Origin of the sequence: Streptomyces sp. NPDC050617 (assembly GCF_040654795.1) — a bacterium.
In the GTDB taxonomy this organism is placed as follows: Bacteria; Actinomycetota; Actinomycetes; order Streptomycetales; family Streptomycetaceae; genus Streptomyces.
The window spans coordinates 107,247-122,850 of the sequence record NZ_JBFAIS010000013.1 but is presented as its reverse complement, the minus strand read 5'-3'; the positions used below and the strand labels follow the sequence as shown (position 1 = coordinate 122,850).

Annotated in this window: 1 protein-coding gene; it reads right to left on the bottom strand. The window is 75.1% G+C overall.

Translation table 11 applies throughout. The annotated features are described in order from the left end of the window. Positions 1-88 precede the first annotated feature (88 nt). On the bottom strand, positions 89-15,592 hold the full coding sequence (locus tag AB0I49_RS19245) for a type I polyketide synthase (protein WP_363228182.1): 15,504 nt from the start codon (positions 15,590-15,592) through the stop codon (positions 89-91). Between the last annotated feature and the right edge of the window lie 12 nt (positions 15,593-15,604).

Below are 15,604 nucleotides of genomic sequence, written 5' to 3'. Positions count from 1 at the left end.
GGTGCCTGGTCACGTGCCGGGGCCTGGTTCCTGGTCATGGTCCTGAGCCCGGTCCTGGTCCTGAGCCTGGTCCTAGTCCTGGTCCGCTTCATGACGAGCCGAGTTCGTTGTCGATGAGGTCGAAGAGCTCGTCGTCCGTCGCGCCGTCCATCCGGTCCTCGATCGTCGTGCCCTTCCCGGCGCCGTCGCCGTTGCCGTTGCCGTTGCCGTTGCCGTCGTTCTCGCCGTCACCGTTCCGTCCGTTGCTGCCGCCGCCGTTCCCGTACGTGCCGCCGTACGTGCCGCCGTCCGGGTCGAGTCCGCCGAGCAGTTTCCGCAGCCGTTCCGTGAGCGCGGCGCGGGCGGCCCCGTCCAGGTCGCCGCCGTCGAGTACGCGCTCCAGCTGGTCCAGCTCGGGGAGCCCCGGAACCGGGCCGGGTCCGGCGGCAGAGGCGGCATCGGGTACGAACTCGGTGGCGAGGTGTCCGGCGATGGCGGTCGACGTCGGGTAGTCGAACAGCAGCGTCGCCGGGAGGCGGAGGCCGGTGGCGGCGCGGAGCCGGTTGCGCAGTTCGACGGCGGTCAGCGAGTCGAAGCCCAGCTCCAGGAGGCCGCGGCCGGGCTCGACGGCGGCGGCGCCGGTGAAGCCGAGGACCATCGAGGCGTGCGACCGGACCAGTTCGAGCAGGACGCGCTTGCGCTGCGCCTCGTTGAGCCCGCCGAGCCGCTTGCGGAGCGCCGCCGCCGTGTCGGGCCCGCCGCTCTCGGCCTCGCCGCCCGCCGTGCCGCGCCGGGCCGGGGCTCGTACCAGGCCGCTGAGCAGGGCGGGGATGCCCTGGGTGGCGGCCTGGGCGCGTACCGCCCTGGTGTCGAGGCTCAGCGGCAGCAGCACCGGTTCGGCGACCGCGCCCGCCGCGTCGAACAGGGCCAGTCCTTCGGCGGGCGTGAACGCGACGATGCCGCCGCGGGCGATCCGCTGGAGGTCGGCCTCGCTGAGCCCGCCGGTCATGCCGCCGCTGTTGGCCCACAGGCCCCAGGCCAGGGAGGCGCCGGACAGCCCCTGGGCCCGCCGCCGATGGGCGAGGGCGTCGAGGAAGGAGTTGGCGGCCGCGTAGTTGCCCTGGCCCATGCCGCCGAAGACGCCGGCGATCGAGGAGAACAGGACGAACTCCGACAGGTCGTGTCCGGCGGTCAGTTCGTGGAGGTTGAGCGCGGCGTCCACCTTGGGGCGCAGCGCCGTGTCGAGCTGTTCGGGCGTCATGGTGGCGACGACCGAGTCGGCGAGGGCGCCGGCCGCGTGCACCACTCCCGTCAGGGGGTGGCCGGGGTCGATTCCGGCGAGCAGCGCGGCGAGGGCGTCGCGGTCGGCGGCGTCGCACGCGGCGACCTCGGCCTCGGCGCCGAGCGCGGCCAGTTCGGTCAGGAGGTCGGCGGCGCCGTCGGCGGTCGGGCCGGTGCGGCTGGTGAGCAGCAGGTGCCGTACGCCGTGTTCGGTGACGAGGTGGCGGGCGAGGTGGGCGCCGATGGCGCCGGTGCCGCCGGTGATCAGTACGGTGCCCTGCGGGTCCCAGCCGGGGCGGCGTTCGGGCGCGGACAGCGGTACGCGCGCCAGCCGGGCGGCGTGCGCGGCCCCGGCCCGCACGGCGAGCTGCGGTTCGCCCGAGGCCAGGGCTGCGGGAAGGGCGGCCGACGAGTCGTCGTGGCCGTCGACGTCCACGAGCACGAAGCGGTCGGGGTGCTCGGTCTGGGCCGTGCGGACCAGCCCCCACACGGCGGCCTGCGCCAGGTCGCGGACGTCGTCCCCGGCGTTGACGGCTACCGCGCCGGAGGTCACCACGGCGAGCTTGGCGGTGGCGAACCGTTCGTCGGCGAGCCACTCCTGGAGCAGTGCGAGGACGTCGGCCACGGCGGTCCGTACGGCGTGCGCGTCGTCGGCCGCCGACGGCGGGCAGGTCGCCAGTACGAGCCGGGGGACGGTTGTGCCTTCGTCGATCCGGGCCGCGAGTGCGGCGAGGTCCATGGCAGTACGGACCGGAGCACTCTGCCACCAGGGGGCCTCGGCGCCGAGGGCGGTCCAGTCGGCGGTGTCCTCGGCCGCGTCGGTCCGTGGCGGCAGGGGGTGCCACTCGGGGCGGAACAGCTCCTCGTGGTGGCCGCTGCGGGCGGCCTTGACCTGGTCGGCGGAGACGGGCCGCAGGACCAGGGAGCCGGCGGAGAGGACGGGGCGTCCGGCGGTGTCGGCCGCGGCCACGGCCACGGTGTCGCGGCCCGCCGGGGTCAGCCGGAGCCGGAGGGTGTGCGCGCCCGAGGCGTGCAGGCGCACCCCGTTCCAGGAGAACGGCAGCCAGCCCTTGGCGGGGCCTTCGAGCACGTCGAAGACGAGGGAGTGGAGGGCCGCGTCGAGGAGCGCGGGGTGCAGTCCGAACCGTCCCGCGTCCGGCTGCTGCGCGGCGGGCAGGCTCGCCTCGGCGAAGACTTCTTCGCCGCGCCGCCAGGCGGCGCGCAGCCCCTGGAACGCCGGCCCGTAGGCGAACCCGCCCTCGGCGAACCGGGCGTAGAGCCCGTCCACGTCCAGCGGCACGGCGTCGGCCGGGGGCCAGAGCGCGAAGTCCTCGGCGCGGTTCCGCACCGACTCGTCCGGTCCCGACTCGTCCTGTCCCGCCCCGTCCGGTCCCGGCCCGTCCGCTTCGGTCAGCAGGCCACTGGCGTGGCGGGTCCACGGGTCGTCGGGCAGGGCGTCGTCGGGCCGGGCGTGGACGGTGATCGGGCGGGTTCCGGAGCCGTCGGGCGGGCCGACGGCGAGTTGCAGCGCGATGGCGCCGGACTCGGGGAGCAGCAGCGGCGCTTCGAGGGTGAGTTCCTCCACGGCGGCGCAGCCGGACTGGTCGGCGGCGTGGACGGCGAGTTCGAGGAAGGCGGTGGCGGGGAAGAGGACGCCCTCGTACACGCCGTGGTCGGCGAGCCAGGGGTGGCTGCGGACCGAGAGCCTGGTGGTGAACAGGGAGGCGCCGGTGTCGGCGAGCCGGCAGGCCGCGCCGAGCAGCGGGTGTTCGGCGCGGCTCAGACCGGCGGCGGGCAGGTCGGCGGTCGCGGCCGTGGCGGCGAGCCAGTAGGGCAGGCGCTGGAAGGCGTAGGTGGGCAGCGCGGTGGGGCGGGCTCCGCTGCCCGCGAAGACGGCGGGCCAGTCGACGGCGGCGCCGTGGACGTGCAGCCGGGCGAGGGCGGTGGTGAGCGCGGCGGGTTCGGGGCGGTCCTTGCGGAGCAGCGGCACCAGCACCGCGCCGTCGGACGCGTCGGTGAGGCAGTCCTGGCCCATGCCGCTCAGGGCGCCGTCGGCGCCGAGCTCCAGATAGCCGGTGACGCCCTGGCGCTCCAGGTGGCGCATGCCGTCGAGGAACCGGACGGTGCCGCGTACGTGGTCGGCCCAGTACTGCGGGGAGCCGAGCTGTTCGTCGGTGGCCGTGGTTCCGGTGAGGTCGGAGACGATGGGGACGGCCGGTCGCCCGTACTCGATCCGCGCGGCGATGTCGCGGAACTCGGCGAGCATCGGCTCCATGCGCGGGGAGTGGAAGGCGTGGCTGACGCGCAGTCGCTTCGTCTTGCAGCCGAGCGCTTCCGCCTGCGCGGCGATGTCCATGACGATGTGTTCGGTTCCTGAAATCACCGTGGAGGAGGGGCCGTTGACGGCCGCGATGCTGACGTCGTCCTCCCGGCCGGCCAGCAGCGGCAGCAGTTCCGCCTCGGGGAGGGTGAGGGAGACCATCGCGCCGCCGGGCGGCAGCGCGTCCATCAGCCGGCCTCGGGCGGCTACGAGCGCGGCGGCGGCGGGCAGCGTGAGCACCCCGGCGATGTGGGCGGCGGCCAGTTCGCCGACGGAGTGGCCGAGGAGGTGGTCGGGGGTGATGCCCCAGTGCTCGACCAGCCGGTAGAGGGCGACGCCGAGCGCGAAGAGGGCGGGCTGGGTGTAGGCGGTACGGTGCAGCAGCCCGGCGTCGGAGCCGGCCTCGGCGGGTCCTGCGTCAGCAGAACCGGGCGGGGCGGAGCCGGCCGGGGCGGCGTTGATCACGTCGCGGAGCGGGCGGTCGAGCAGCGGGTCGAGTTCCGCGCAGACCGCGTCGAAGGCGTCCGCGAAGACCGGGTGGCGCGCGTACAGTCCGGCGCCCATGCCGGTGCGCTGGCTGCCCTGGCCGGGGAAGAGGAAGGCGGTCTTGCCCGCGCCGCCGGTGACGCCGCGTACCAGGTCGGGCGAGGGTTCCCCGGCGGCGAGCGCGGCCAGGGCGGCGAGCAGCGCGGGGTGGCTGTCGCCGGTGAGGACCGCGCGGTGCTCGAAGGCGCTGCGGTGCGCGGCGAGGGAGTAGCCGAGGTCGGCGGCGTCGGCGGGGTGTGTGCGGGTGTGCTGGAGGAGGCGTCCGGCCTGGGCCCGGAGGGCGTCGGCGCTGCGGCCGGACAGCAGCCAGGGCAGGACGGCGCGCTGCGGGTCCCCGCTCTCGGGCCCGTCGGCGGGGGAATCGGGCGCGGCGGCCGGCTCCGGGGCCGGGACGTGTTCCAGGATGGTGTGCGCGTTGGTGCCGCTGACGCCGAAGGAGGAGACGCCCGCCCGGCGCGGGCGGCCGGTCTCCGGCCACGCGGTGCGCTCGGTCAGCAGGTGTACGGACCCGGCCGACCAGTCCACGTAGGGCGTCGGCTCGTCGACGTGGAGGGTGTGCGGCAGCTCGCCGTGCCGCATGGCGAGCACCATCTTGATGATGCCCGCGACCCCGGCCGCGGCCTGGCTGTGACCGATGTTGGACTTCAGCGAGCCGAGCAGCAACGGCCGTTCCGCGGAATGGTTCTGACCGTATGTCGCCAGGAGCGCCTGTGCCTCGATGGGGTCGCCGAGCTTGGTGCCGGTGCCGTGCGCCTCGACGGCGTCCACGTCGGCGGCGGTCAGCCCCGAGGAGGCCAGGGCCTGGCGGATCACCCGCTGCTGGGAGGGGCCGTTGGGCGCGGTGAGTCCGTTGCTGGCGCCGTCCTGGTTGACGGCGGAGCCGCGCACCAGCGCGAGCACGGGGTGGCCGTTGCGGCGGGCGTCCGAGAGCCGCTCCAGGACCAGCAGTCCGGCGCCCTCGGACCAGGAGGTGCCGTCGGCGGCGGCCGCGAAGGGCTTGCAGCGCCCGTCGGCGGCGAGTACCCGCTGCCTGCTGAACTCGACGAACGCGCCGGGCGTGGACATCACGGTCACGCCCCCGGCGAGGGCCAGCCCGCATTCGCCGGCGCGCAGCGCCTGCGCGGCGAGGTGCACCGCGACCAGCGACGAGGAGCACGCCGTGTCGACGGTGACGGCGGGGCCCTCCAGTCCGAGGCTGTAGGAGATGCGGCCGGAGGCCACGCTTCCGGCGCTGCCGATGCCGAGGTAGCCCTCGGACTCCTCGGAGGGTTCGGCGACCCGCGAGCCGTAGTCGTGGTGGCTGCATCCGACGAAGACGCCGCTCGCGCTGCCCTTGAGGGCCAGCGGGTCGATGCCCGCGCGCTCGACGGCCTCCCAGGAGAGTTCCAGCAGCAGCCGCTGCTGCGGGTCGATGGTCAGGGCCTCGCGCGGGGAGATCCCGAAGAACGCCGGGTCGAAGTGGTCGGCGTCGTGCAGGAAGCCGCCTTCTCGCGCGTAGGTGCTGCCGACCCGGTCCGGGTCGGGGTCGTAGAGCCCTTCGAGGTCCCAGCCCCGGCCGGTGGGGAATCCGGTGATGGCGTCCCCGCCGGAGGCGAGGAGCGTCCACAGTTCCTCGGGGGTGGTGACGCCCCCGGGGAAGCGGCAGCTCATCGCGACGACGGCGACCGGGTCGTCGTCGGCCGCCTCCTCGCGCGGGGCCGCGTGGTCCTCGGCCTCGGCGGCCTCGGGGTCGCCGAACGCGGCGAGCAGTTCGGTCCGCAGGTGTCCGGCCAGTACGGTCGCGGTCGGGTAGTCGAAGGCCAGGGTGACGGAGAGGCGCAGCCCGGTGGCCTCGGCGAGGCGGTTGCGCAGATCGACGGCGGTCAGCGAGTCGAAGCCGATGTCCTTGAAGGCCCGGTCCGGATCGACGGCCTCGGGGCCGGGGTGGCCGAGCACGTCGGCGACCTCGGTCCGTACGAGGTCGAGGAGGGCGCGGTCGCGGTCGGCGGCGGGCAGCTCGGCCAGCCGCCGCGCCTGCGAGTCCGTCCCCCGTTCGCCGGCGCCGGACGGCCGCGCGTCGTCCAGCGCCCTTTGTACGGGCGGGAGTTCGCTGATCGCGGCGCTCGGCCGCAGCGCGGTGAAGGCCCGTACGAAGCGGTCCCAGGCGAAGTCGGCGATGAGGACGCGGGTGTCGTCGTGGTCCAGGGCCTGCTGGAGGGCGGCGGTGGCCAGTTCGGGGTCCATGGCGGGCAGCCCGTTGCGTACGAGCCGCTCGCCGACGGCCCCGGCGGCGAGGCTGTCCCCGGCCCACAGGCCCCAGGCCACGGAGGTACCGGGCAGGCCCCGGTCGCGACGCTGCTGGGCGAGGGCGTCGAGATAGGAGTTGGCCGCCGCGTAGCTGCCCTGGCCGGTGCCGCCGAGCGTCCCGGCGAGCGAGGAGAACAGCACGAACGCGGACAGGTCCAGGTCGCGGGTGAGCTCGTCGAGGTGGCGGGCGGCGTCCAGCTTGGGGCGCAGGACGCCGGCGGCCCGCTCGGGGGTGATCGTGTCGATCACTCCGTCGTCCAGGACGCCCGCCGCGTGCACGACGGCGCGCAGGGGCTGCCCGTTCGGGACGGCGGCCAGGAGTTCCGCCAGGGAGTCCCGGTCGGCGACGTCGCAGGCGGCCACCGTCACGTCGGCGCCGAGCTGCTCCAGTTCGGCGACGAGGGCTGCGGCGCCGGGGGTGTCGGCGCCGCGGCGGCTGGTGAGCAGAAGGTGCGCGGCGCCGCCGCGAGCGAGGTGGCGCGCGACCTGGGCGCCGAGGCCGCGGGTGCCGCCGGTGATCAGTGTTGTGCCGTCAGGTGTCCATGTGCGGAGGGGGGTTGTGTCGCCGAGTGCGGCGGTGGCGATCCGTCGGCCGAACACTCCGGAGGCGCGGATCGCGAGCTGGTCCTCGCCGTCGCTCTTGGTGTTCGGCCCGGCGCCGTTACCAGAGCCGTTCTCGATTCCGTTCCCTGTGTCACTCTTGATGCCGTTCCCGGCGCCGTTCCCGATGTCGTTCCCGATGTCGTTCCCGATGCCGGACAGGGCTTCGGCCAGCCGGGGCAGGGCCCGGTCGTCCAGGTGCTCGGGGAGGTCGATCAGCCCGGCCCAGCGCTGCGGGTACTCGACCCCGGCGACCCCGCCGAGCCCCCAGACGAGGGCCTGCGCGGCGCTGCGCAGCCGGTCGGACCTGCCGATGGACACCGCACCCCGCGTCGCGCACCAGACGGGCGCGTCGAGCCCCGCGTCGCCGAGCGCCTGGAGCAGGGCCACGGTGAGGACGAGCCCGGTCGGCATCGCGGAGCCCTCGGCGTAGGGCGATTCGTCCAGCGCCAGCAGGGAGAGGACGCCGGCTGGACTTTCGGAGGCCAGGCCGTCCGGGAGCAGTTCGGCGAAGCGGGCCCGGTCGGCGGCGTCGCGGTCCGCCTCGATCAGGACCGGCCGCGCCCCGTGCACGCCGAGGGCCCGCACGCAGGCCGTCGCGGTGGGGCTGTCGGCGGCTCCGGCGGGCACGGCGACCAGCCAGGTGCCGTGGAGGGCGGGCGCGCCCCGCGTCGGCAGGGGCTTCCAGGCGACGCGGTAGCGCCAGCCGTCGATCGTGGAGTGGCCGCGGCGCTCGCGGAGCCAGCCGGAGAGCGCGGGGACGACCCCGGCCAGGGAGGAGCGCAGTTCCGCGTCGTCGACGCGGAGCGTGTCGGCGAGGGCGTCGAGGTCCTCGCGTTCGACGGCGTCCCAGAATCCGCTGTCGAGCGCGGGGGCGGAGCCCGCGTCCCCGGGAGCGGACGCGGCGGCGGTGGCCGTGAACCAGTACTGCTGCTGCTGGAACGCGTAGGTGGGCAGGGGCCGGACGCGAGCACCGGTGCCCGCGAAGACGGCCTCCCAGTCCACTGTCGCGCCGAGGACATGCAGATGGGCGAGGGAGGCGAGGAACTTACTCAGCCCGCCCTCTTCCTGACGTAGCGTCACCACGACGCCGCCGCCCGCTCCAGCGGCCTCGACGGCCTCCTGGAGCCAGACGGCGAGGGCGGGGTGGGCGCTGCACTCGACGAAGACGCCGTGCCCGTCGGCGAGCAGCGCGTCCACGGTCCGCGCGAACTCCACGGGCTGCCGCAGGTTGCGGTACCAGTACTCGGCGTCCATGGCCGTGGTGTCGAGCAGCCCGCCGGTGACCGTGGAGTAGAACGGCACCCGCGAGGGGCGCGGGCGGACCTCGGCGAGGATGGTGAGCAGCTCCTCGCGGATCTCCTCGACCTGTACGGAGTGGCCGGCGAAGTCCACGCCGGGGATCGGCCAGCACAGCACGCCGTCGGCGGAGAGCGCGTCCTGGAGTTCGGCGAGGGCCGCCGGGTCGCCGGAGACCGTCGCGGACGTCGGCCCGTTGACGGCGGCGACGCCGAGCACGCCGTCCCAGGCGGTCAGCCGCTCGCGGACGCGTTCGGCGGGGAGCGGAACGAAGAGCATGCCGCCGCGGCCGGTCAGCGCGCGGAGCGCCTTGCTGCGCAGCGCGACGATCTTCGCCGCGTCGGCCAGGGACAGGGCGCCCGCGACGCAGGCGGCGGCGATCTCACCCTGCGAGTGGCCGATGACGGCATCGGGGACGGCTCCGTACGCGCTCCACAGGTCGGCCAGCGACACCATGACCGCGAACAGCACCGGCTGCACGACATCCACCCGGTCCAGCGGCGGCGCACCCGGCTCGTCCTGGAGGACGTCCATCAGCGACCAGTCGAGGTGCGGGGCGAGGGCCTGTTCGCAGGCGGCGATCCGCTCGGCGAACACCGGGGAGCGGTCCAGGAGTTCGCGTGCCATGCCGGGCCACTGCGAGCCCTGGCCGGGGAAGACGAACACCGTCCGGTCGGACCGGGCCGCCGCGCCGCTGACCACGCCGGGGTCGCGTTCCCCGGCCGCCAGGGCGGCGAGCCCGCCCAGCAGCGCCTCGCGGTCGCTCCCGACGACGGCCGCGCGGTGCTCGAAGGCGGTCCTGGTGGTGGCGAGGGAGTAGCCGGCGTCGTGTGCGGAGATCGCGGGATGGTCCGTCAGGTGGGCGTGCAGGCGCGCGGCTTGGGAGGCCAGCGCCTCGGGGGTACGGCCGGACAGGACCCAGGGGAGGACGGTGTCCGGGGCGGCGGCCCCTACCGAAACCACGGGCTCCGGCTCCGGCTGCGACTGCTGCTCCGGCTGCGACTGCTGCTCCGGCTCCGGCTCCGGCTCCGGCTGCTCCACGATGATGTGCGCGTTGGTGCCGCTGAGGCCGAAGGAGGAGACCCCGGCCCGGCGGGGCCGGCCGGCCTCCGGCCATGGCGCGGCCTCGGTCAGCAGCGAGACGGACCCCGCACCCCAGTCGACGTTGGGGGTCGGCTCGTCGATGTGCAGGGTGCGGGGCAGCACTCCGTGCTCCATCGCGAGGACCATCTTCATGATGCCCGCGACCCCGGCCGCGGCCTGGCTGTGGCCGATGTTGGACTTCAGCGAGCCGAGGAGCAACGGCCGTTCTGCGGGCCGGTCCTGACCGTACGTCGCCAGCAGCGCGTCCGCCTCGATGGGGTCGCCGAGCCGGGTGCCGGTGCCGTGCGCCTCGACGGCGTCCACGTCGGCGGCGGACAGTCCGGCGTCCGTCAGCGCCCCGCGGATGACGCGCTGCTGCGCCAGTCCGCTCGGCGCGGTCAGGCCGTTGCTGGCCCCGTCCTGGTTGACGGCGGAGCCGCGCACCACGGCGAGTACCGGATGACCGTTTCGGCGGGCGTCCGAGAGCCGTTCCAGGACCAGCAGGCCGACGCCCTCGGCCATGCCGAAGCCGTCCGCCGAGGCGGCGAAGGACTTGCAGCGGCCGTCCTCGGCGAGGCCGCGCTGGCGGCTGAACCCGGTGAACGACAGGGGCGTGCCGATGACGGTCGCGCCGCCCGCCAGGGCCAGCGTGCACTCGCCCGCGCGCAGCGCGCGGGCCGCGAGGTGCACGGCGACCAGCGACGAGGAGCAGGCGGTGTCCACGGTGATCGCGGGCCCCTGGAGCCCCAGCTGGTAGGCGACCCGGCCGGACAGGACGCTGGTGGAGATGCCCGCGATGAACAGGCCCTCCAGCTCGTCGGGCACGTCGCGCATGCTGCCGCCGTAGCCCTGGTACGAGGCGCCCGCGAAGATGCCCGTGCGGGTGCCGTGCAGGGTGGCGGGGTCGATGCCCGCGCGCTCGACGGCCTCCCAGGAGGTCTCCAGGAGCAGCCGCTGCTGGGGGTCCATGGCCAGGGCCTCGCGCGGGGAGATCCCGAAGAACGCCGGGTCGAACCGCCCGGCGTCATGGACGAAGCCGCCCGCCGCCGCGTAGCTCTTGCCGGGCCGGTCGGGGTCGGCGTCGTACAGGTCGTCCAGGTCCCAGCCGCGGTCGGCGGGCAGTTCGGTGACGGCGTCCCGCCCCTCCGCCACCAGGCGCCACAGGTCCTCGGGGGTCCGTACGCCGCCGGGGTAGCGGCAGCTCATGGCGACGATGGCGATCGGGTCGTCGTCCACCGGGGCGGCCGGTACGGACAGGGCCGACGCGCCTGCCTGTGTCCCCTCCGCAGCGCTCCCCGCACTCTCCTCTCCCAGGAGCAGCGTCCCCAGGTGGCGGGCCAGGGCGGTGGCCGAGGAGTAGTCGAAGACGACGGTGACGGGCAGCTTGAGGCCCGTGGCGGCGTTGAGCCTGTTGCGCATGTCGACGGCCGTCAGCGAGTCGAAGCCCAGTTCGCGGAAGGCGCGGCCCGGCGTGACGGCGTCCGGCGAGTCGTGGCCGAGGACGCCGGCCGCGTGCGTACGGACCAGGTCGGCCAGCGTACGGTTCCGCTCGGCCGGCGACTGCGCGCGCAGTCTGCTCCGCAGCGCGGCGGTGGCCCCGCCCTCATCGGGCGCAGACTCCTGTTGATCGCCCGTCAGCACGGCTCGTACGTCAGGGAGTTCGCTGATGAGCGGGCTGGGCCTGGCCGAGGTGAAGACGGGGGAGAAGCGGTCCCAGTCCACGTCGGCGACGAGCACCACGGTCTCGTCGTGGTCCAGTACCTGCTGGAGCCCGGTGATGGCCACCGGGGGCGGCATGAAGAGGATGCCGTGGCCGCGCAGCTCCTCCTCGACGAGGTTGGCGGCCATGCCGCCGCCGTCCTCGGGGCTCCAGATGCCCCACACCACGGAGGTCGCGGCCAGGTCGCGGGCCCGGCGGCGCTCGGCCAGCCCGTCGAGGTAGGCGTTGGCGGCGGCGTACGCGCCGTGGATGGCGCTGCCCCACACCCCTGAGATCGAGGAGAACAGCACGAACGCGTCGAGCGGACCGCCGCCACCGTCGCAGTCGTCGCTGCCGCTGTCGCTGCCGTCGTTGCTGCCACTGCCGCCACTGCCGCCGCCGTCGAAGAGCAGGTCGAGGTTGCGGGCCCCGCCGACCTTGGCGTACAGCGTCTCGGCGAACTCGTCCAGGTCGGTGTCGGGCAGCGGCACCAGCGACCCGCCGCCCGCGGCGTGCAGGACGGTGCGGATCTCGCAGCCGTCCCGCTCCAGTCCCTCCTTCAGGGAGCGCAGCGCGTCCAGGTCGGCGACGTCGCAGGAGGCGAGAGTGGTACGGGCGCCGAGGCCGGTCAGCTCCTCGGACAGTGCGGCGGCGCCGGGCGCGTCGGGGCCGCCCCGGCTGACCAGCACGATGTGCTCCGCGCCGCGCCGGGCCAGCCAGCGGGCGATCTGGGCGCCGATGCCGCCCGTGCCGCCGGTGATCAGGGTGGTGCCGCGGGGCCGCCAGTCGCGGGGCGCGGGGGCGTCGCCGAGCGGGGCCCGTACGAGGCGGCGGCCGTGGCAGCCGGACGCGCGCACCGCCACCTGGTCCTCGTCGCCGAGGCCGCCGGCCAATGTGCGGCACAGCATGGCGGCGGTGGCGGCGTCCAGGGTCTCCGGGAGGTCGACGAGGCCGCCCCAGCGGCGCGGGTACTCCAGGGCGGCCACCCGGCCGAGGCCCCAGAGCAGGTTCGCGGCGGCGCTGACCGGCCCGTCGTCGGGGCCGGTCGCGACGGCGCCGCGGGTGGCCCACCACAGGGGCGCGTCGACGCCCACGTCGCCGAGCGCCTGCACCAGGGCCAGGTTCAGGGCGGTGCCCATGGGGACGGTGGTGTAGGCGGGGTGGGGGCTCTCGTCCAGGCCCAGCAGGGACAGCACTCCGGCGACCGGGACCTCCAGCGCGTCCACGGTTTCGGCCAGCCGCGCGGCGAGGGTCGCCCGGTCGGCGTCCGCCTCGGTGAGGAGGAGGCGCACGGCGGCGGCCCCGGCCTCCTCCACGGCACGGACACAGTCGGCCGAGCGCGTGCCCTCCGCGCCTCCCACGCTTTCGGCGTCCGCGCCCTCCGCCTCCGCGCTCTCCGCCTCCGTAGCCGACGACAGGACCAGCCAGGTACCGGACGGCGCGGCGGGCACGCCCTCGGGCAGGGCCCGCCAGTCCAGCCGGTACCGCCAGGAGTCCACCACGGACCGTTCCTGACGCCGCGTCCGCCAGTCGGTCAGAGCGGGCAGTACGACGCTCAGCGGATCGGTCGGGGCGACGCCGATGGTCGAGGTCAGCCGGTCGAGGTCGCCGCCGCCGATCGCTTCCCAGAACCCGTCCTGGTCCGTTCCGCCGGCTGCGCCCGTGCCGCTGCTCCGCACGCCGCCGGGGCCTCCGTCGGGGTCCTGGAGCCAGTACGGCTTGCGCTGGAAGGCGTACGTCGGCAGGGCCACGTGCCCGCTGCCGGCGCCGGAACCGGTGCCCGCGAATACGCGCCGCCAGTCGGGCGACAGCCCGTTGGCCCACGCCTCCCCCAGCGCGAGCAGCATCCGGTCCGGGCCGCCGTCGTCCCGCCGCAGCGTGCCGAGCGCGACGGCGGGCCCCTGCCCGGAGTCGGCGACGCCCGCGGCGTCGGCGGTCTCCTGCACGCCGAAGGTGAGGACGGGGTGCGCGCTGGGCTCCACGAAGAACCGGAATCCGGCGTCGAGCAGGGCGCGCGTCACCTTCTCGAACTCGACGGTCTGCCGCAGATTGCGGTACCAGTACTCGGCGTCGAGGGCGCTGGTGTCCAGCAGGTCCCCGGTGACGGTGGAGTAGAACGGCACGCCGGACTGTCGTGGCGTCAGCTCAGCGAGATCAGAAAGGAGTTGTTCGTGAATGTTCTCGACATGTGCGGAGTGCGAGGCGTAGTCCACCGGTACGCGCCGGGCCCGCACCTCCCGCGCCTCGGCCCGCTCCAACAACTCGTCCAGCGCGCCCGCGTCACCCGACACCACCGTGGAACCAGGGCCATTGACGGCGGCTACGGACAGCCGGCCGTCCCAGTCGGCCAGCCACTCCCCCACCTCACCAGCGGGCAACGCTACGGACACCATGCCGCCACGCCCCGACAAGGCACGCAGCGCCTTGCTCCGCAACGCCACCACGCGCGCCGCATCATCCAACGACAACGCACCCGCCACGCACGCGGCAGCGATCTCACCCTGAGAATGACCGACAACCGCGCCCGGCTCGATGCCGTACGAACGCCACACCGCTGCCAGCGACACCATCACCGCGAACAACACCGGCTGCACCACGTCAACCCGCTCCAGTGACGGAGCGTCAGCCCGTGCCCGTAGAACATCCTCCAAAGACCAGTCCACGAACGGCGACAGAGCCCGCCCACACTCCGCGACCCGATCCGCGAACACCGGATCTTCGTCGAGGAGTTCAGCCGCCATCCCCACCCACTGCGAGCCCTGACCGGGGAAGACGAAGACTGTGCGGCCCGTCGCCTCGACGCCTGCTTGGACCAGGTGCGGCGCGGGTGAGCCGTCGGCCAGGGAGCGCACCCCGGCGGTGAGGGCGTCGAGGTCCGCGCCCACGACGACGGCCCGGTGCTTGAGGGCCGCGCGGGTCACGGCGAGGGCGCGGCCGATCCCGTCGGGCGGGAGCGGCGCGGTGCCGTCCAGGTGGTTCAGCAGGCGTCGCGCCTGGTCGCGCAGGGCTTCTTCGCTGCGGGCGGAGAGCACCCACGGGAGGTTCGAGGGTACGGGCGCGGGGTCGCCCGGGGCGACATCGGCCGTCTCGGGCGCGGCCGGTTCCGGCGCCTGTTCCAGGATCAGGTGGGCGTTGGTACCGCTGACGCCGAACGCGGAGACGCCCGCCCGCCTCGGACGTCCGGTCTCCGGCCACGGCTCCGCCCGCGTGAGCACGCGGACCGCGCCGGCCGTCCAGTCGACCATGGGCGTCGGCTCGTCGGCGTGCAGGGTCGGGGGCAGTTCGCCGTGGGCCATGGCCAGTACGGTCTTGATCACACCGCCCACACCGGCGGCGGCGGAGGTGTGCCCGATGTTGGACTTCAGCGACCCGAGCCACAACGGCCGTTCCGCCGACCGCTCCTGACCGTACGTCGCCAGGAGCGCCCGCGCCTCGATCGGGTCGCCCAGCCGGGTGCCGGTGCCGTGCGCCTCCACCGCGTCGACGTCGGCGGCGCTCAGTCCGGCGTCCGCGAGCGCGGCCCGGATCACCTGCCGCTGGGCGGGGCCGCTGGGCGCGGTGAGGCCGTTGCTCGCGCCGTCCTGGTTGACGGCGGAGCCGCGGACCACGGCCAGCACGGGGTGCCCGTTGCGGCGCGCGTCGGAGAGCCGCTCCAGCAGCAGCACTCCCGCGCCCTCGGACCAGCCGGTGCCGTCCGCGCCCGCGCCGAACGCCTTGCAGCGGCCGTCCGCGGACAGCGCCCGCTGCCGGCTGAAGGCGACGAAGGCGTCGGGCGTGGCCATCACCGCCACGCCGCCCGCCAGGGCGAGCGAGCAGTCGCCCGCCCGCAGGGCCCGGATCGCCAGGTGGAGGGCGACCAGGGAGGAGGAGCAGGCGGTGTCCACGCTCACCGCGGGCCCTTCGAGGCCCAGGGTGTAGGCGACACGCCCGGAGACGACGCTGCTCGCCGTTCCGGTGTCCAACAGGCCCTGGACTTCCGGCAGCTGACGGGAGGTCGCGCCGTAGTCGTTGCCCATCGCGCCGAGGAAGACGCCGGTCGGCGTCCCGCGCAGCGAGGTCGGGTCGACCCCGGCCCGTTCCACGGTCTCCCAGGCGGTCTCCAGGATCAGCCGCTGCTGCGGGTCCATGGCCAGGGCCTCGCGCGGCGAGATGCCGAAGAACTCGGCGTCGAACTCGGCGGCGTCGTGGAGGAACCCGCCGTGCCGGGTGTAGGAGGTGCCGGGCCGGTCGGGGTCGGGGTCGTACAGGGCGTCGGTGTCCCAGCCGCGGTTGACCGGCCACCGGGTGATGGCGTCGCCGCCGCCGGCCACGAGTTCCCAGAGCCGCTCGGGCGTGTCGGCTCCGCCCGGGTAGCGGCATCCCATGGCGACGACGGCGATCGGCTCGTGCCGGGCCTCCTCCGCGTCCCGCAACCGCCGCTTGGCCTCGCCGAGGTCGGCGGTGGCGCGCCTGAGGTAGTCGAGCAGCTTCTTGTCGTCCAGTTTCCGGGCGTCGGACATCGGTGTCAGCTC

Excerpts from the sequence above, each read along its gene's own strand:
- AB0I49_RS19245 (WP_363228182.1), bottom strand. The coding sequence starts at position 15,592 with ATGTCCGACGCCCGGAAACTGGACGACAAGAAGCTGCTCGACTACCTC.